This window comes from Acinetobacter sp. TW_SC_4 (assembly GCF_054861205.1).
Genome location: NZ_CM142174.1, coordinates 1,839,301 through 1,856,165, shown reverse-complemented (window position 1 = coordinate 1,856,165; position 16,865 = coordinate 1,839,301). Strand labels below are relative to the sequence as shown.

Genomic DNA, 16,865 nt, shown 5'->3' with positions numbered 1-16,865 from the left:
TGAAGATGCGCAAATCAGATCATTTTTTAACGATTAATACCGGAATTTGACTGGCGCCCAAAACATCTTGTGCAAAGCTGCCCAGAATCATTTTCTGGAAGCCTTTACGGCCGTGTGAACCCATGACGATCAGATCGGCCTGGGTTTCCTCTGCAGTCTCAGCAATATGTTCGGCATTCACCAGACCAGTCACAATGCGGGAATCTGCTTCTATACCTTCACTGTCTGCAATTGCAGTGGCTTCTTTTAGGGCATTTTTTGCATTGGCATGAGCCTGAGCAAAATACTCTTTCATGATGGTTGAACTGTAGTAGAAGTCAGCTTCGGTAAAAGGGTCTTCTGCAATCAGGCTGATCAGGGAAAGTTTACTGCCAAATGCCTTGGCAATTTTGGCTGCATGTCGAACTGCAGAAAAGGAAATATCTGAACCGTCTACTGGGACTAAAATATGTTGGTAAGCCATGATTTTTCTCCGCATGTTGTGTGTCTTTTACGCTCTGATTTATTGATAGCACAGTGCAACCAAGGGTGCAATTGCAAAAAGCTGAAAAATGGCAAAAAATCTTTAAATTACAGATATTTTTCACGTGAAAGCAGAGATTTGATTAAAGAAAAAACAGAGCAAAAAACTAGGAATTCAGGTTTGTTGATCAAAAATAACAGAATAAATGACGCTGTTTTTCTGGGGATGGTTTAAACTGCCTAGGCTTATTTTTGGGCTGATCTATGAGGAAGGTTTTGAGGTTTTTTGCCATTCATTTATTGCTGCTCTGTTCAATTATTCTGGCAGGCTGTCAAAATACTGTACAAAATAGCCGGGTCATTGCCGGTGCTTTTAATTTGACCACAGGGATGCAGCAAAAGGTGATGGATCGCTATGCACCCGGTTCGGTCATCGTGCATCAGAATATGGTCTATTCACCGCAGAAAAAGCTCTCTCTGGATTTATATCAACCACAAAATATCGAAAGTATCGGCCCTCAACCAACTATTGTGTGGATTCATGGTGGTGGCTGGATTTCTGGTTCTAAAGAGCATGCCCGAGGTTATTTTAAACTTCTGGCTGCGCAAGGTTATAACGTGGTATCGGTCCAATATCAGTTTGCACCTCAAGCGATTTATCCAAGTCAGTTACATCAGATTGATCAGGCCTTGGAGTTTATTACTCAACATGCAGCCGAATACCAGATTGATGCCCAGAATTTATATCTGGCCGGAGATTCTGCCGGGGCGAATATGGCCAGCCATTATGCTGCGCTTCTAACAAATCCTGACTTCGCCAAACAATCTGATTTTCAGCCTTATCTGCAACCCTCTCAGCTTAAAGGTCTGATTCTGCACTGTGGTATTTATGACCTGGAGTCATTTGCCAGTACTGCACCTGATGAAATGAAGATCGTAGAGTGGGGCGTATATAGCCTGATTCAGGCCTATACAGGGGATCGTAAAAATGATGCCGAGTTTCTCAAACGTATTTCTCCAATCCAGTATATTACGCCGTCGTACCCGCCAGTATTCATTAGCGGGGGCAACAAGGACTTTCTGACTAATACCCAATCCTTGCCTTTTATCAAAGCTTTAAAAGCGCAACAGGTTCCAGTGACAGAAGTTTTTTATCCCGAATCTAAAGCCTGGCTGATTCATGAATATCAGTTCTTTATGGGCAAGAAAGAAAGTCAGCAGACTTTTATCAAGACGCTGGATTTTTTGCATCAGCTTTCGCCCCTCAACATAAACTTATAAAAAATTTATTTCTTAAGAGCATAACTAAGCTTTGTTTTAGGAAAGATAGATTTGGAGAATGGAAAAAATGAACCCTGCGACTTGGGCATATCTTTTGTTGGGTTTGGCCATTATTGCCGAAGTCACTGGATCTACATTTCTGGTGAAATCTGAAGGCTTTACCCGTTTGTGGCCTTCTTTAGCGGTGGTCGTTTTATTTTGTATCGCCTTTTATTTGCTGTCTCAGGTGATTAAGGTGATTCCTTTAGGCATTGCTTATGCGATCTGGGCCGGTGTGGGGATCATTCTCACGGCCATTGTTGGTTATATTGTATTTAAGCAGGCGCTGGATCTTCCTGCTTTTATCGGTATTGCCCTGATTATTTCCGGTGTAGTGGTCATTAATTTGTTTTCTCAAGCATCAGGACATTAAAAGAGATAGACATAAGTTATCTCTATTTTCATGAATTTAAGCCAGCTGAGGTTTAAGCTTAAATAGTAAATAAACCATCAAGCCAAGCAGTAGGCCCCAGAAAGCAGAACCAATGCCGAAAAACTGGATATTGGATGCACTGAACAGAAAGGTCATCAGTGCGGCCTCGCGGTCATGACTGTCCTGAAAAGCCAGTGCAATGTTGTGGCCAATGGTGCCAAACAGGGCAATGCCAGCCAGAACCGTAATCAGAATACCCGGAAAAGCCATCAATAAGCTGGTCAGGGTCGCAGCGAAGAAACCCATCAGAATATAAAACAGACCACAGCTCATACCTGCGATATAACGCTTAGCTGGATCAGGATGTGCCTGTGCATCCAGACTGACTGCTGCACTAATTGCAGCAAGATTAACACTGAAACAGCCAAATGGAGCGAGTAGTGCCTGAGTGAGGCCCGTCCAGCCTAAAATCGAATTTACCTTGGGTGGATAGCCATAACTTTTAATTACAGCCAGGCCTGGTAAATATTGCGATGCCAGATTAATCACCATCAGCGGAAGAGCCAGTCCTAAAATAGCTTGCAGGCTAAATTCTGGTGTGGTCCATACAGGCTGGGCGATGCTCCAGTTCAAATGTGGAAGCGTAAAATCGATAAAGAACGGGCAGAGCGTAATTGCCATTAAGACGGTAATGACAATGCTATAACGGGTACTGAGCTTTTTGGAAATGAGATAGATAGCCAGTACGGTAAGCACAAAGCCCCAGGATTGTTGCAGGCTGCCAAATACCGAAATACCAAATTTCAGCAAAACACCAGCCAGCATGGCGCTGGTCAGACTTTGCGGAATAAACTGAAAAATCCGGTCAAATATTCCGAAAAATCCCAGACAGGCAATCAGGATACCGCAAATCAGAAAAGCGCCAATCGCTTCGGCTAGACTGTAATGGCCTGCGGAAGCAATAATTAACGCCAGGCCGGCTGTCGACCATGCGGTGGAAATTGGATAGCGATATTTCCAGGAAAGCAGCAAGCCGGAAACCCCAATACCTATGCCGAGTGCCCATAACCAGGAACTGATTTGCGCTGCATTTGCACCCAGGCTTTGCGCTGCTTCAATGACCAGTACCGCGGATACGCTGATCCCAATCATGCAGGTAATAAAACCCGCCATGATGGCAGGAAAGGAGAGATCTTGTAAAAGTTTAGGCATCATCCATGAAACTATTTTTAAATGCGTTTAAATCATACGCTTTTCATATATAAACACAATGTTTTTAACAATTTTAGAAAGAGCTGCTCTTGCCAGAAATCTACTAATTTTTAGAAGGTTTAAGTCGCCAGTTTGATTCCGAACCCGCAGAATAGAATTCCTACTGAAGCAACTCCGCCAGCGGTCAATTTATAATTCTGGTTGAAATAGCTCGCGAGTTTGACCCCGGAAAAGATCAGGATTGAAAGGTAGGTCATGCTGATCAGTTGCAGGATTAAAGCCAAGAGTGCAAAAGTCGGTGCCGGATAAGGGTAAACAGGATCGACAAACTGCACAAAAAAAGACAAGTAAAATAGAATTGCCTTAGGATTTAAAACACTGATCGTCAATGCTGTGCGAAAGGGCTGAATCGACTCGACAGTTTCAGGAGTAGCCTTTTTAATCTGAACACGTTGTGACGACTGTTTCGGAAAAAAAGTCTGATAGGCGGCAATGATCAGTTTGATCCCAAGATAACTGAGATAGACAGCACCAATAATTTTCAGGGCAATAAATAGCACGGGAAATGCATGAAGTAGAGAGGCTGCGCCTAACGCCGTACATAGAATCAGAATCAGGTCATCGCTATAAACCCCTAAGGCGCCCATATAACCGGTCTTGATACCAAAGCGGGAGGCAATCGACATGACATAGAGGGAATTTGGCCCCGGCAGTAACACAATTAACGTTGTCCCAATGATAAAGGTCGTTAGATCTGTGATACCAAACACGAAGAACTCACAAAAATGAAAAAAGCCGATGTGGCATTATAGCAACATCGGCTTGGAGAAATTCTATAAATTCGCTGTGAAATTAGGTGGTGCTCAAAAAACTTTCCTTTAATAAAGCCGCCAGTTGTTCACGGGCTTTGATAAAGCCATCGATACCACCTTGCAGTAATTCACTAGCCATCTGGTCCTGTTTCAGTTGCGCATCAAAATCGGCATGACTGATTGGATTCAGTTCACCTTGAGATTGAATATCTTTGGCTGAAAGTTGAGCCTGAACTTCACGCTGATCATTTTCCAGTTGTTCCAGCAAGTTTGGTGCGACAGTGAGCAGATCACAACCGCTGAGGCCCAGGACCTGTTCAATACTACGGAAGCTTGCACCCATGATTTCAGTTTTAATCCCATGCGCTTTATAGAATTCATAAATGCGCTTCACTGAAAGTACGCCCGGATCTTTTTCGATCGGATACGACTCAACACCTTCCGCTTTCTTGTACCAGTCTAGAATGCGGCCGACAAAAGGTGAGATTAAAGTCACTTTGGCATCAGCGCAGGCATGGGCCTGATGCTGGCCAAACAATAAGGTCAGGTTGGTATGGAGACCTTCTTCTTCCAGCGCTTTCGCTGCTTGAATACCTTCCCAAGTCGATGCGATCTTAATCAGGATGCGGTCAGAATTAATCCCATATTGCTCATATAGCGCGAGTAATTCTTTAGCCTTGGCGATGGTCGCTTCAGTATCAAAAGACAGGGAGGCATCCACCTCAGTCGAAACACGACCTTCAATCAGTTTTAAAATTTCAACACCGAATTTGACGGTCAAAATATCAATAGTGCGTTCTATCAGAGCATTATTAACATAGCCTTCTTGCTGGGCTTGTTGAAAAGCAGCTTCAATCAATGCCTGATTTTCAGGCTGTTTCGCTGCAGCAGTAATCAAAGATGGATTTGTGGTTGCATCCAGAGGGCGAAATTTCTCAATTGCGCTTAAATCACTGCTATCTGCCACAATAGTCGTCAAGTTTTTTAATTGGTTTAATGCAGTTAATGTCATTACGATATAGTTCTATGGTTATTGCTTATGCATTCTTATATATCATAAATCATCCTCTTACCAAGTAGACTGTCGTTGAATTTCTGTGATTAATGGTCGGTTTTTCGCTGCTGACGCAAGTGATTAATCAAAAAATGAGCAGCTGTACCCAGTCGAGTTTCCCGACTCCAGACCAAATCAACAAAATATTCAAATTTTGGGGTGAAATCGAGCAGCTGCAAGATCTGTAGTTGCTCCTGCAAGTGTGGCTGTTCATTGATCATTTCCAGAGGAAGTACCCCCCAGCCTAAACCTTGCAGGATCATGTTACAGGCAGATTGATGATTGTCAGTGCGCCAGTAATTTCGGGAAAAGAGCAGTTCTGGCTTAATGCTACGATCACGACTGGCAACAACAATCTGTCGATTTTGTAAAATCTGCTCATAACTGACCTGATGAAATTGACTTAATGGATGCTGTTTGCCCGCAACGGCGACCAGTACCTCACGCTTTAATTCTATAAACTGTTCACGGGTTTCCAACTGTTCTCGTTCAAACATCAGCGCTAACTGCGCTGAACCTTCAAACAGCATGCGATGAGCATCCTCTTGGGGTGCGCTAAATACATTAACTTGCAGCGCTGGAAATTCCCGTTCCAGCAAAACGATATAATCGGTCCAGCGGGTATGGAGTAATTCAGACACCACCACAATATTTAATTCAGATTCCAGGCCTGAACTGAGCGCAAGCGCATGTTGCTTCCATTGATTGATTTCAACCAAAAGCTGTTCAGTTTTTTCATATAGCACTTTCGCCTGCGCGGTGGGTTTCGGTTCACGGCCAATGCGTTCAAATAGCACCAGATTAAGATCAATTTCCAGATTGGCAATGGACATGCTCACTGCAGAAGGAACTTTACCAAGTTTACGTGCAGCAGCAGAGAAGGAGCCGGTTTCCATGACCAGTTTAAACATCAGCAGCTGTTCTTGATTAATATTCATGAATTCTATCTTTCATTTTTATTGATAGATTCTAACTCGAATAATCAAATTTAAAGAAATAAAATTCTTTTATCTCCTGACTTGATGAACTGAAATGTTAATTTCGAAAAGAAGACTGATTCATGCCACCTTATATGAAGGCATTTTATTGGTGGTGATTGCCATATTACTGAGTACGCTCATGCATATGCCGCTTGAGGTCACAGGCGCTCTCGGAATTGCGATGGCTGTGACTTCAATGTTCTGGAATATGCTGTTTAATCATTATTTTGAAAAGTTTGAAGCCAAACATCGTCTGAAAAGAACCATCAAAGTGCGAATTGCTCATGCGATTGGATTTGAGGGTGGTTTGATGCTGGCGACGATTCCGATGGTGGCTTATGCATTACAGATCAGTCTGGCGCAGGCTTTTCTTCTGGATTTGGCGATGACGTTATGTATTCTGGTGTATACCTTTATTTTCCAGTGGTGCTATGACCACCTTGAAGCCAAAATGGGTCTGGAACCAGACTACCGAAAAGCTTAACTTGAGTCTTTACTAGAGTAATCTTCAGTGATTTATGAAAATTACCGCAATAAAAAACCGCTCTTTATGAGCGGTTTTTTATATGAGGCTTGGATTATTTTTCAATAATTGCTGTTACGCCTTGACCGCCAGCTGCACAGATCGAAACAAGCACACGACCTGAACCTTTCTGGTTAATCAGTTTTGCCGCAGTCGCGATAATACGACCGCCAGTCGCTGCAAACGGGTGACCTGCAGCAAGAGAAGAACCTTTTACGTTCAGTTTGGCACGGTCAATTGAACCTAGTGGAGCATCCAGACCTAAACGCTCTTTACAGAATTTTGGATCTTCCCAAGCTTTCAATGTTGAAAGTACTTGCGATGCAAATGCTTCGTGAATTTCATAGTAGTCAAAATCTTGCAGTTTCAGACCAGCACGTTCCAGCATACGAGGGACTGCATAAGCAGGTGCCATCAACAGGCCTTCTTTCTTCTCTACGAAATCAACGGCAGCAGTTTCCTGGAAAGTCAGGTAAGCCAGTACTTCATGGCCATTTGCTTTAGCCCATTCTTCAGAAGCCAGTAGCACACAAGAAGCACCATCGGTCAGTGGAGTAGAGTTACCCGCAGTCATGGTACGTGCATCACCTTTACCAAAAGCAGGTTTTAGTTTCGCCAGTTTTTCAACTGAAGAATCAGGACGCAAGTTGTTGTCACGTTCAAGACCTAGGAATGGAGTCACCAGGTCATCAAAGAAACCTTCTTCATAGGCTGCTGCCATTTTCTGGTGTGAAGAAGCGGCTAACTCATCTTGCGCTTCACGAGAAATACCCCATTCCAGTGTAGTAATTGCTTGATGGTCACCCATAGACAGGCCAGTACGTGGCTCACCATTTTTGGGTGCATCCATCAGGTCTTTCACATTGATTTTAGTCAGTGCTTTTAAACGGTCTTTCGCCGTTTTCGCAATATTCAGCTCAAGTAATGCTTTACGTAAGCCATCACCAAAAGCGATTGGTGCATCAGAAGTTGTATCTACACCGCCTGCGATCCCCACTTCGATTTGACCTAGAGCAATCTTGTTTGCGACTAGGAATGCCGCTTGAAGGCCAGTACCACATGCTTGCTGGATGTCATAAGCAGGGGTTTCCGGTGCAAGAGCAGTATTCAGTACACATTCGCGAGTCATGTTGAAGTCGCGGCTATGTTTCAGTACAGCACCTGCAACCACTTCACCTAAGCGTTGACCTTGAAGGTTAAAACGTTCAACCATACCATTCAGGGCTGCTGTGAACATATCAGTATTGGATGCCGTAAAGTAAGCACCGTTAGAACGTGCAAATGGAATGCGGTTACCACCGATAATAGCAACGCGGCGAACTGTATTTTGGCTCATGTTTGGTTCCTGTTGAACAGAAGTCTGTGTTATAGATGTTGAATCTTGTTGGCTTGAAGTCGTTTTTTTGGTACGTGCAGATGTACTGCGTGTACGTGTGGTTTTAGCCGGACTTTTTTCTGCGGCATTGGCTGTATCAGGATTTTTAGTGCTACGCTTGCTACGCGTTGATGGTTTTGACACAGTTTCTGTCGCAGAGTTCTCGACTGCTGGATTATCTTGAGTTGTTTTGCTCATAAGGCTTTACCAGGCAAATAGATCGTCTTCTTGGTGGTTACATTAGCATAGAAGAAGATAGGCTGTATTGACTACAATGACATTACAGACTGCGCTTAGGTCAAGTCATCTGCCTGTTATCTCAAGTATGATTGGGCGGAATCTGGTAGATCTATTGAAATATAAGTGTCTGGCATCATACTGAAGTTTAAGGATAACTTTAGATCAACCAAAAATTAATTTGTATGAGAGATAATAAACATGACTGATCAGTACCAAACTTTTGCAAAATCTCCTATTGGTAAATTTGTCATTAAAAATTTGGGTCTGCCATCCCCAACTTCTTTAGACCGTTTTGAGTCTGCTACACCTGTAGTTAAAGGCGCGGTATTGTTTGGAGCAGCACCAGCAAGTACATTGACCGGTGCTATTGCTCAGGTTCTGGCAAATATTCATGCGAATAGCTATGCAGGTAACAATGCTGAACTGCAACAGGCTGCTGCATCAGCTGGACTGAATCTGGGTGCGTTTAATCCGGGCGATAAAGAATCAAAATTCAAAGTTGTCATTTTTGATGCTTCAGGAATCGAAAATTCAGAACAATTAAAATCACTTTATGATTTCTTTAACCCGATTGCACGTCAAATTCAAAGTTCTGGCCGTATCGTGATTGTGGGGACTACGCCCGAAACTGCTAAATCAGTCAGTCAGTCAATTGCTCAACGCGCACTGGAAGGTTTTGTAAAATCTGTGGGTAAAGAGTTTAAAAAGGGAATTGCAGCGAACCTGATCTATGTAGATGCTGGTGCAGAAGCAAACCTTGAGTCTGCTTTACGTTTTGCAGTTTCTCCACGTTCTGCCTATGTTTCTGGTCAGGTGATTCGTGTTTCACCTGCTGAAAAAGTGGATGTGGACTGGACTAAACCATTAGCAGGAAAAACTGCTGTAGTGACCGGTGCTAGCCGTGGTATTGGTGAAGCGATTGCGCATGTATTGGCACGTGATGGCGCACATGTCATCTGTCTGGATGTTCCACAGCAGCAAGCGGACCTCGACCGTGTAGCCGGTGAAATTGGCGGTTCAACTTTAGCCATTGATATTACCGCTACAGATGCAGGTGAAAAAATCAAAGCGGCAGCAGCTGAGCAGGGCGGTCTGGATATTATTGTGCACAATGCCGGTATTACCCGCGACAAGACTTTGGCTAATATGAAACCTGAGCTATGGGATCTGGTGATTAACATCAACCTGTCTGCCATTGAACGTGTAAATGACTATTTAATCTCCAACAATGGTCTAAATGCCAATGGCCGCATTATCTGTGTATCCTCAATTTCAGGCATTGCAGGTAACCTGGGTCAAACCAACTATGCAGCGTCTAAAGCAGGGGTGATTGGTGTGGTGAAATTTACAGCACCAATCTTAAAAAATGGTATAACGATTAATGCTGTTGCACCGGGCTTTATCGAAACACAAATGACGGCTGCGATTCCATTTGCAATCCGTGAAGCTGGCCGCCGTATGAACTCAATGAGCCAAGGTGGTCTACCTGTAGATGTTGCAGAAACAATTGCCATGTTTGCTTCTACGGCTTCAACAGGTTTAAATGGCAACGTGGTTCGTGTCTGTGGTCAAAGCCTGTTAGGGGCTTAATAGATCCCTCCTGATCTCTCTTTATAAAAGAGAGGAGAAGTCCCCCTTTGATAAAGGGGGTTCAGGGGGATTAAAATTCTAAAGAGAAAATTCCAAGAATTCTCAAAACCTCTCTAGTGCTTCACTTTCATACAATGATTGAAGTATGCTCAGGAGAGGTCACTTTATAAAGATAATATTTCCAAAGGTTCAGTATGAATACGCGCCATTTTAGTCAACTTCCAAAACCTTATTTAGCCTATCCAAAAGTGATTCAAGGCTTGATTTTTAAAAAGCCGAAAGCTGAAAAAGTTCTACCGCAAGTTGAATATGTGGTGGATTCATTCAAGGTCGATCAGAAACATTTAAAAGCCTATAATGAAGTATGTGGCTTTAAAAATAATGGCTATATTCCAGCTATTTATTTGACCGTGCTGTCTCAAAGCCTGCAAATGCACATGATGACCTCGGAGGCATTTCCGTTCCCGATTTTAGGACTGGTACATATCCGTAATCAGGTCAAGCAATACCGTAAAGTCGGTGTAAATGAGACTTTAACCTTGTCATGCAAGTTTGGTGAATTACAGCCACATGACAAAGGGGTTCAGTTTGATTTTATTACCACAGTCAAAGTAGGCAATGAAGTCGTCGTTGAGGCATTAACGACTTATCTTTCACGTCAAAAAACGGATGCTAAAGCTGCTGTCAAACCGGCAGAAAGTAGAGCGCCGGACTATAAGCTGAATACTGAATGGAAAATTTCAGAAAATACCGGCCGCCGTTATGCCATGACCTCAGGGGATTTTAACCTGATTCATATTCATGCTGTTACAGCGAAGGCTTTTGGTTTTAAACAGGCGATTGCACATGGTATGTGGAGCAAAGCCAAAGCGCTGGCTAATCTGTCATTGCCGGATGCCTATGAAGCCGATGTCTGGTTCAAGCTGCCGATGTACTTGCCCTCTAAAGTTGAGTTTCTGACTGCTCAAGCAGCAAATGATACTGACTTCCTGATCCGGAACAGCAAAAACCAGAAGCCGCATGTGACCGGCCATGTAAAAGCGATTTAAATCTGAATTAAAAGCCTAAACTCGATTTAGGCTTTTTCATTTTAAAGGATCAAAATTCTATGGATAGAATGATGCAGCCAATCAAAAATTATCTGTTTGCTGATCAACATAATTATCAGGGCGATGTTGATACACGTTTTCGCGACCTTGCTCGTCAGTTTAGTCGCTTACAGGATGCACGTACTGATCAGGGTGGTGCAGCACTTGTTGTATATTTTCAGGGACAAAAAGTTGTCGATATCTATACCGGAAAGAAGTCTGCCACAGAAAACTGGCAGCCCGATACCATGTCACTATGCTATTCCACTGGTAAAGGTGTACTAGCAACCCTAGCGCATATTCTGGTCAGTAAAGGTTATCTGGACTATGACAGATCAGTTGCAGAATACTGGCCTGAATTTGCCCAGAAAGGTAAACGGTCGATTACTTTGGCACATATGCTGAGCCATCAAAGTGGCTTGTTTGATATCCGTAATATCATTGATGATGCCACTGAAATGGCTGACTGGTCACACATGCTGGAGCGGATCGCGGCAGCTGAACCACGTTTTCAGACCACGACAGATGCCGCTTATCAACCTTTGACTTTTGGATGGCAAGTGGGTGGAGTACTGGAAAAGGCAACCGGTAAATCATTAAACCAATTAATGCAGGAATATCTGGTTCAGCCTCTGCAATTAAATGGTGCCTATTTTAGTGTGCCGCTGGATGAACTGCCTCGAGTTGCGCGACCGATCTTTAAAGCAAAATCTACATCTCAATCTTCTAAAGCCAAAAAAGTAGCTGCACGCAAACCTGGTTTAATGGAGCGCGCCCTGGTCTGGAGTGGTCAGAGTCCCCAAGATTTTCAGGATGGCATGATTCCTAAAGGCATGAAGAATTTTAACTTCTTTAGTGATGAAGGTTTACAGGCAATTATTCCTTCGGCTAATGGCGTCTTTACTGCAGACAGTCTGGCAAAAATCTATGTGATGTTGGCCAATCACGGTGCCTGGCAAGGCCAGCAGTTGATTTCACCTCCAGTATTGCAGCGACTAAACCAGGTGCAATATACCCATCGTGATCGGGTGATGCCTGTACCCATGCACTGGCGTCTGGGTTATCACCGTATTTTGACCTTGGGTAAAGCCTCTACAGGTTTCGGTCATATGGGCTTTAACGGTTCTGGTGCCTGGTGCGATCCGGAACGCAGTTTAAGTTTTGCCTATACCCATAACTTCCCCACAGGTTCATTAACTGGAGATTACCGTCTTTGGGGGCTGACGCAGGAAACTTTGCGCTGTGCTGATGCGGTATTGACAGGAAGAAAAGGCTGGCGCTAACTGAATATCCTTGATTTGGGAGTTTAATCAGTCATTTAAAATATGCTATTTTGTGGCAAATTCCAGCGCTGCGAAATGAAATCATGAAAAAAGTAATACTGATTCCCTTAGTGGCAACCGGTGCTTTATTCGGTTGTCAGGATCAAACCCAGTCAGCTAAAAATACTATTGTTGAAGCCAAGGCGCAGATTCCAGCATGGGCGGGAGAGTATCAGGGTACAACTCCTTGTATGGGCTGCTTGTCGCGTTGTGATGATTGCCCAGGTATGGCTGTCATGCTAACTCTGTATGAAGATCAGACTTATACTTTGCAGCGTGAAAGCCTGAGTGGTCATAATGGGGTGGAAACCTTTAGTGGTCCGATTCGTTTTCAGGATGATTCTTATCAGAAAATTGAGCTGGTGAATGTAGCAACTCGTAATTTACTGTATGTTGATCTGGAAGAGCATGTGCTGGAAATCCGTGAAGACAAAAGCGGTAAACGTTACCATATGCAGAGTGATTTTATTTTAGGGCGATTCGCTTAAGCAGATTCAACTCAATTTTTTACCTTCGATCAGAAATTTTTATTTTTAAGATTGTATTCATCTACTCAAATAGATGGAAGATCAATAGATATTTTATCTTTCAAATATACAAAACCTATTCTGATATTTCACTCAGGCATAAAAATGGAGCAAACAGCTTCGAGATAGTTGATTTAAATCAGATTGATAGGCCTATCTCTCCAGATTATAACTGATTAATTCATTCACTATTTTATAAAAAAACAGTATGCTTAGACCTGTAAAAAGGAGCATACATGTATCAAGTACTTGCGCGAAAATACCGTCCCCGCAATTTCAACGAATTGGTCGGTCAAAACCATGTTTCACGTGCCTTAACAAGCGCACTGGAGCGTGGCCGTTTGCACCATGCCTATTTGTTTACGGGAACGCGTGGTGTTGGTAAAACCACGATTGCACGTATTTTGGCGAAGTGCTTGAACTGTGAAACCGGTATTACATCAACTCCTTGTGAGGTGTGTCCGACCTGTACCGCCGTCAATGAAGGCCGTTTTATTGACCTGATTGAGATCGATGCGGCATCACGTACCAAAGTCGAAGATACCCGTGAGCTGTTGGACAATGTCCCTTATGCGCCAACTCAGGGTCGTTTCAAGGTTTATCTGATCGATGAAGTACATATGCTGTCCACGCATTCCTTCAATGCTCTATTAAAGACACTGGAAGAACCACCGGAGCATGTCAAATTCCTGTTCGCAACCACAGATCCACAAAAGTTGCCGATTACAGTTATTTCTCGCTGCCTGCAATTTACTTTGCGTCCATTGGCTGTTGATGAAATTACCGAACATCTGGGCAATATCCTGACGAAAGAAAGCATTCAGGCTGATCAGGATGCGATCTGGCAGATTGCTGAATCTGCTCAGGGCTCGCTTCGTGATGCCTTATCCTTAACCGATCAGGCGATTGCCTATGGTCAGGGGGCGATCCAGCATCAGGATGTCAAAGACATGCTGGGCTTGATCGACCGAACAATTATTTATGATCTGATTCTGGCGATTCATCAGAACCAGAAAGCACGTGTTAGCGAATTATTATTGCAATTCCGTCAGCAGGCGCTAGATGTATCACTGGTATTAGATCAGTTGATTTCTACCTTGCATGAACTGGCTTTATTACAATACCTGCCAGATTTAAGCCTGAAATACAGTGCCGAGATCAATCAAAAGATCATGCAGTTATCGGCTTTAATTTCAGCACAAGATTTGCAACTGTATTATCAGATCGCCTGTAAAGGTCGTGCTGACCTACAGCTTGCAGTTACGCAAGAGCAAGGCTTTGAGATGACGGTGCTGCGTTTGCTAGCCTTCCGTCCGCTACAGCCCAATGAAATTCCAGCCAATACAGCTCAGATACAACAAGCTGTACCTGCTGCTTCAGCTCCACAACAAAATCAGATAATGCAGCAGGAGCGTGCTCCGGTTACTCAAGCTGTAGAAGATTTTTCATTAGATGCTGGCTATGAAGACGATCAGGATGATAATCCAGTCACTGCACAGTCTGAACCATCTTCGGATGACTTTCTGGATGAAAACGAGCCAGAAACCAATTCTGAGCCTCAAGTTATACAAGCTGAATCAACTAGAGTAGAACAATCTGAGTCTGAACAAATTGTATTTGATCCAAACCTGGAAGATGGTCTGTTTGGTTTTGACGATGTTCCTGCAGAACCTGTTCCATCCAGCCCTGAAGCCAGCAGTGATGATTTCCTCTTAGAAGAATTCATTCCTGAAAATGATACTGCTGCGCCAGTAGAACAAGAACCAGAGTTTAATCTAGATGCCTCGACTCCTGGATCAGAACAAGTGATTCATAAAGCAGGTGAAAGCCAGCCAGAAATTTCTACTCAGACAGAGGCTGCATCAACTCAAATCGCAAATACAAATATTTCTACAGACCGTAATCTGATGCCTCAGGATATTCTGCAAATTCCGGTACAGAATATGCAAGGTGAATGGGCGGTAGAAAAATGGGAATTCTGGTTTCGTAACAGCCAGTTATCTCCAGCAGTTCAGGAACTGGCTCAGTATGGCATCATGACCGGCCAGATTAATGCAGCATCGGTCTTTCATATTCCAGAGCGTTATCAGCCGCTTTTGTCACAGCTACAACATCATCTGGAAGCAGCTTTACGGGAACAATGGCCGCAGACCATTTTCCAGGTGAAGTTTGAAGATGTAGAGCAGTTAACGCCATATACCATGCAGCAAGAACGTAAAGTACGTGCTTTTAAACGTGCAGAAGAGCTGTTGCAGGCTGAACCGGCTGTACGAGACTTGCTAGAACAGTTTGATGGTGAATTGCACAATATTCAGCTGAAATAAAATAATCTTATACTGAGACAAAACGCGCTAAAGCATCCCGCATTTCAGCTGGAATCGGAGTGCTTTTCCGTGTGTAGCGATCGACAAACACATGCACGAAACTGCCTTGAGCTGCTGCCGTATCAGAGTTCATTTTGAAAATTGCCAGATCATAGCTGAGAGAACTATTACTCATTTTTTCTATGGCGACACCTACCTCTATAATTTCCGGATAAGACAGCTCCTGATTGAACTGGCATTGCGAGCTGACCACCAGTCCAATTATTGGAGAATATTTGGGATCAAATGCGGCTTCCTGAATCAAGAGGGCATTCGCGGCCGTATCAAAATAGCTGTAATAAGTGACATTATTGACATGGCCATACAGATCATTGTCCGCCCAACGAGTCTGTATCGGCAGAAAAAATGAATAATGTTCGCGTTGTTTAAGAGCTGCTTTCATATTTTTAAATAACTTGTAGTAGCTAGATCTGCTGAGTCGAAAATAATCTGAAACTTAATAAATCGCCTGATAAATGTTGTAAGCATCTTCCAGAGTAAGTTCACGTGGATTGTTCTGTAACAGGCGGCTCTGTTTCATGGCATCTTCCGCCATAATCATCAGCATGTGTTCAGGAATTCCTAACTGTTTGAGTTTCAGGGTTAAGCCACTTTTCACCAGATGGTTATTAAAATGATCAATAAACAGGTCAGTCAGGCCATCGTGACAGCCTTTGCTTTGTGGATCTAACCAGCACATCAGTTCGGCATAGAGCTCCTTGGCATCTGGTGTATTAAATTTCATCACCTCAGTTAGTACTAGTGCATTACTATGTCCATGCGAAATATGGAAGTGTCCACCTAACGGATATGCCAACGCATGCACAGCACCCACTGGTGCATTGGCAAAGGCTTGACCTGCCAACATCGAGCCAACCAGCATGTTTTGACGTGCTTCCAGATCCTGACCATCGTCCAGCACACGTTGTAGATTGGCATTTAACAGTTTCAAAGCATGCTTGGCCAGCATATCGGAGTAAGGATTTTTTTTGATTTTAGAAGTATAAGCTTCAATGGCATGGACCATGGCGTCAATGCCAGTCGCAGCAGTAATTAAGGGCGGCAGATTCTGGGTAAATGTTGCATCCAGAATGGCAGTATCCGCAAACAGGATCGGTGCCACAATGCCGGTTTTTGTGGTTTCACCGGTAGTGACAATTGAAATTGGGGTGACTTCAGATCCTGTACCTGCAGTGGTAGGAACCAAAATCAAGGGCAAACGGGGGCCAGTAGCCTGATTTACGCCATACAAATCGGATAAAGATTGGTGCTGTGCCGGATGACTCAAGATTGCAATCAGCTTGGCGACATCCATAGAGCTGCCACCACCAAAGCCAATTACGATATCCACATTTTCCTGTTTGGCAAAATCTGCGGCTTCAAGCACTACATGCTCAGGTGGATCGGCCTGTACATCGGAATAAATTGCATAATCTAGTCCCGCATCTTCAATAATTTCCAGAATAGGCATGTGTAATTGATGCTGTAGCATACCTGAATCAGTGACCAGTAAAACACGCTGATAACGGCCCTGTTTGAGAATAGAGGATAATTCCTGAATCGTGCCAAGGCCGGCGATGATGTTGGGAACGGTTTGAAACTGAAATCGATTCATGTCTTTATC

General features: G+C 43.6%; 16 protein-coding genes. 8 read left to right on the top strand and 8 right to left on the bottom strand.

Going from position 1 to position 16,865, the window contains the following annotated elements; translation table 11 throughout:
* Positions 1 to 19: 19 nt before the first annotated feature.
* Positions 20 to 463 carry a universal stress protein gene (locus tag ACWM1W_RS08890; protein WP_005236076.1) on the bottom strand — a complete coding sequence of 148 codons (444 nt, stop codon included), beginning with the start codon at positions 461 to 463 and terminating at the stop codon, positions 20 to 22.
* 275 nt (positions 464 to 738) lie between these two features.
* Here ACWM1W_RS08890 and ACWM1W_RS08885 point away from each other — a divergent pair, with 275 nt between their 5' ends.
* Positions 739 to 1,743: an alpha/beta hydrolase gene (locus tag ACWM1W_RS08885; protein WP_214002134.1), complete on the top strand. Its 1,005-nt coding sequence runs from the start codon at positions 739 to 741 to the stop codon at positions 1,741 to 1,743.
* A gap of 67 nt (positions 1,744 to 1,810) precedes the next feature.
* On the top strand, positions 1,811 to 2,155 hold the full coding sequence (locus ACWM1W_RS08880; protein ID WP_034170601.1) for an SMR family transporter: 345 nt from the start codon (positions 1,811 to 1,813) through the stop codon (positions 2,153 to 2,155).
* A 36-nt stretch (positions 2,156 to 2,191) separates the two neighbouring features.
* Here the strand turns inward: ACWM1W_RS08880 and ACWM1W_RS08875 are convergent, their stop codons facing one another.
* The 4 genes from ACWM1W_RS08875 to aceR all read right to left on the bottom strand — a co-directional run bounded on the left by ACWM1W_RS08875 (position 2,192) and on the right by aceR (position 6,171).
* The gene (locus ACWM1W_RS08875) at positions 2,192 to 3,367 is read right to left on the bottom strand and encodes a benzoate/H(+) symporter BenE family transporter (RefSeq protein ID WP_034170600.1); all 1,176 of its coding nucleotides are present in this window, start codon (positions 3,365 to 3,367) and stop codon (positions 2,192 to 2,194) included.
* 119 nt (positions 3,368 to 3,486) lie between these two features.
* Positions 3,487 to 4,137, bottom strand: coding sequence for a leucine efflux protein LeuE (leuE, locus tag ACWM1W_RS08870; RefSeq protein WP_375725581.1), 651 nt, complete (start codon positions 4,135 to 4,137; stop codon positions 3,487 to 3,489).
* Positions 4,138 to 4,219: 82 nt separating this feature from the next.
* Positions 4,220 to 5,191, bottom strand: coding sequence for a transaldolase (tal, locus tag ACWM1W_RS08865; RefSeq protein ID WP_214002135.1), 972 nt, complete (start codon positions 5,189 to 5,191; stop codon positions 4,220 to 4,222).
* 89 nt (positions 5,192 to 5,280) lie between these two features.
* Positions 5,281 to 6,171, bottom strand: a complete 891-nt coding sequence (aceR, locus tag ACWM1W_RS08860; protein ID WP_214002136.1) for an HTH-type transcriptional regulator AceR — start codon at positions 6,169 to 6,171, stop codon at positions 5,281 to 5,283.
* A gap of 94 nt (positions 6,172 to 6,265) precedes the next feature.
* Between aceR and aceI the strand changes: the two genes are divergently transcribed.
* A complete protein-coding gene (gene aceI / locus ACWM1W_RS08855; RefSeq protein WP_034170552.1) occupies positions 6,266 to 6,697 on the top strand; it encodes a chlorhexidine efflux PACE transporter AceI in 432 nt (143 codons plus the stop codon).
* Positions 6,698 to 6,791: 94 nt separating this feature from the next.
* Here the strand turns inward: aceI and ACWM1W_RS08850 are convergent, their stop codons facing one another.
* Positions 6,792 to 8,309 carry an acetyl-CoA C-acetyltransferase gene (locus ACWM1W_RS08850; protein WP_214002137.1) on the bottom strand — a complete coding sequence of 506 codons (1,518 nt, stop codon included), beginning with the start codon at positions 8,307 to 8,309 and terminating at the stop codon, positions 6,792 to 6,794.
* 240 nt (positions 8,310 to 8,549) lie between these two features.
* Here ACWM1W_RS08850 and ACWM1W_RS08845 point away from each other — a divergent pair, with 240 nt between their 5' ends.
* From ACWM1W_RS08845 to dnaX, 5 genes are all read left to right on the top strand, one after another.
* A complete protein-coding gene (locus tag ACWM1W_RS08845) occupies positions 8,550 to 9,941 on the top strand; it encodes a 3-oxoacyl-ACP reductase (RefSeq protein WP_214002138.1) in 1,392 nt (463 codons plus the stop codon).
* A 194-nt stretch (positions 9,942 to 10,135) separates the two neighbouring features.
* On the top strand, positions 10,136 to 10,990 hold the full coding sequence (locus tag ACWM1W_RS08840) for a MaoC family dehydratase (protein WP_214002139.1): 855 nt from the start codon (positions 10,136 to 10,138) through the stop codon (positions 10,988 to 10,990).
* 71 nt (positions 10,991 to 11,061) lie between these two features.
* Positions 11,062 to 12,312, top strand: a complete 1,251-nt coding sequence (locus tag ACWM1W_RS08835; protein WP_448765155.1) for a serine hydrolase domain-containing protein — start codon at positions 11,062 to 11,064, stop codon at positions 12,310 to 12,312.
* An 83-nt stretch (positions 12,313 to 12,395) separates the two neighbouring features.
* A complete protein-coding gene (locus ACWM1W_RS08830; protein WP_375725583.1) occupies positions 12,396 to 12,839 on the top strand; it encodes a copper resistance protein NlpE N-terminal domain-containing protein in 444 nt (147 codons plus the stop codon).
* 275 nt (positions 12,840 to 13,114) lie between these two features.
* Positions 13,115 to 15,202 carry a DNA polymerase III subunit gamma/tau gene (gene dnaX / locus ACWM1W_RS08825; RefSeq protein ID WP_375725584.1) on the top strand — a complete coding sequence of 696 codons (2,088 nt, stop codon included), beginning with the start codon at positions 13,115 to 13,117 and terminating at the stop codon, positions 15,200 to 15,202.
* A gap of 7 nt (positions 15,203 to 15,209) precedes the next feature.
* On the opposite strand, the gene ACWM1W_RS08820 is transcribed toward dnaX, so the two are convergent.
* On the bottom strand, positions 15,210 to 15,644 hold the full coding sequence (locus ACWM1W_RS08820; RefSeq protein ID WP_214002143.1) for an acyl-CoA thioesterase: 435 nt from the start codon (positions 15,642 to 15,644) through the stop codon (positions 15,210 to 15,212).
* Positions 15,645 to 15,698: 54 nt separating this feature from the next.
* A complete protein-coding gene (locus tag ACWM1W_RS08815) occupies positions 15,699 to 16,856 on the bottom strand; it encodes an iron-containing alcohol dehydrogenase (RefSeq protein WP_375725585.1) in 1,158 nt (385 codons plus the stop codon).
* Positions 16,857 to 16,865: the final 9 nt, after the last annotated feature.

Bases quoted from the DNA above. Each gene is read 5' to 3' on its own strand.
- ACWM1W_RS08840 (WP_214002139.1), top strand. From the start codon at position 10,136: ATGAATACGCGCCATTTTAGTCAACTTCCAAAACCTTATTTAGCCTAT.
- ACWM1W_RS08890 (WP_005236076.1), bottom strand. From the start codon at position 463: ATGGCTTACCAACATATTTTAGTCCCAGTAGACGGTTCAGATATTTCC.
- ACWM1W_RS08820 (WP_214002143.1), bottom strand. From the start codon at position 15,644: ATGAAAGCAGCTCTTAAACAACGCGAACATTATTCATTTTTTCTGCCG.
- ACWM1W_RS08845 (WP_214002138.1), top strand. From the start codon at position 8,550: ATGACTGATCAGTACCAAACTTTTGCAAAATCTCCTATTGGTAAATTT.
- dnaX (WP_375725584.1), top strand. From the start codon at position 13,115: ATGTATCAAGTACTTGCGCGAAAATACCGTCCCCGCAATTTCAACGAA.
- ACWM1W_RS08875 (WP_034170600.1), bottom strand. From the start codon at position 3,367: ATGCCTAAACTTTTACAAGATCTCTCCTTTCCTGCCATCATGGCGGGT.
- ACWM1W_RS08815 (WP_375725585.1), bottom strand. From the start codon at position 16,856: ATGAATCGATTTCAGTTTCAAACCGTTCCCAACATCATCGCCGGCCTT.
- tal (WP_214002135.1), bottom strand. From the start codon at position 5,191: ATGACATTAACTGCATTAAACCAATTAAAAAACTTGACGACTATTGTG.
- ACWM1W_RS08850 (WP_214002137.1), bottom strand. From the start codon at position 8,309: ATGAGCAAAACAACTCAAGATAATCCAGCAGTCGAGAACTCTGCGACA.
- aceR (WP_214002136.1), bottom strand. From the start codon at position 6,171: ATGAATATTAATCAAGAACAGCTGCTGATGTTTAAACTGGTCATGGAA.
- ACWM1W_RS08830 (WP_375725583.1), top strand. From the start codon at position 12,396: ATGAAAAAAGTAATACTGATTCCCTTAGTGGCAACCGGTGCTTTATTC.
- ACWM1W_RS08880 (WP_034170601.1), top strand. From the start codon at position 1,811: ATGAACCCTGCGACTTGGGCATATCTTTTGTTGGGTTTGGCCATTATT.
- ACWM1W_RS08835 (WP_448765155.1), top strand. From the start codon at position 11,062: ATGCAGCCAATCAAAAATTATCTGTTTGCTGATCAACATAATTATCAG.
- aceI (WP_034170552.1), top strand. From the start codon at position 6,266: ATGTTAATTTCGAAAAGAAGACTGATTCATGCCACCTTATATGAAGGC.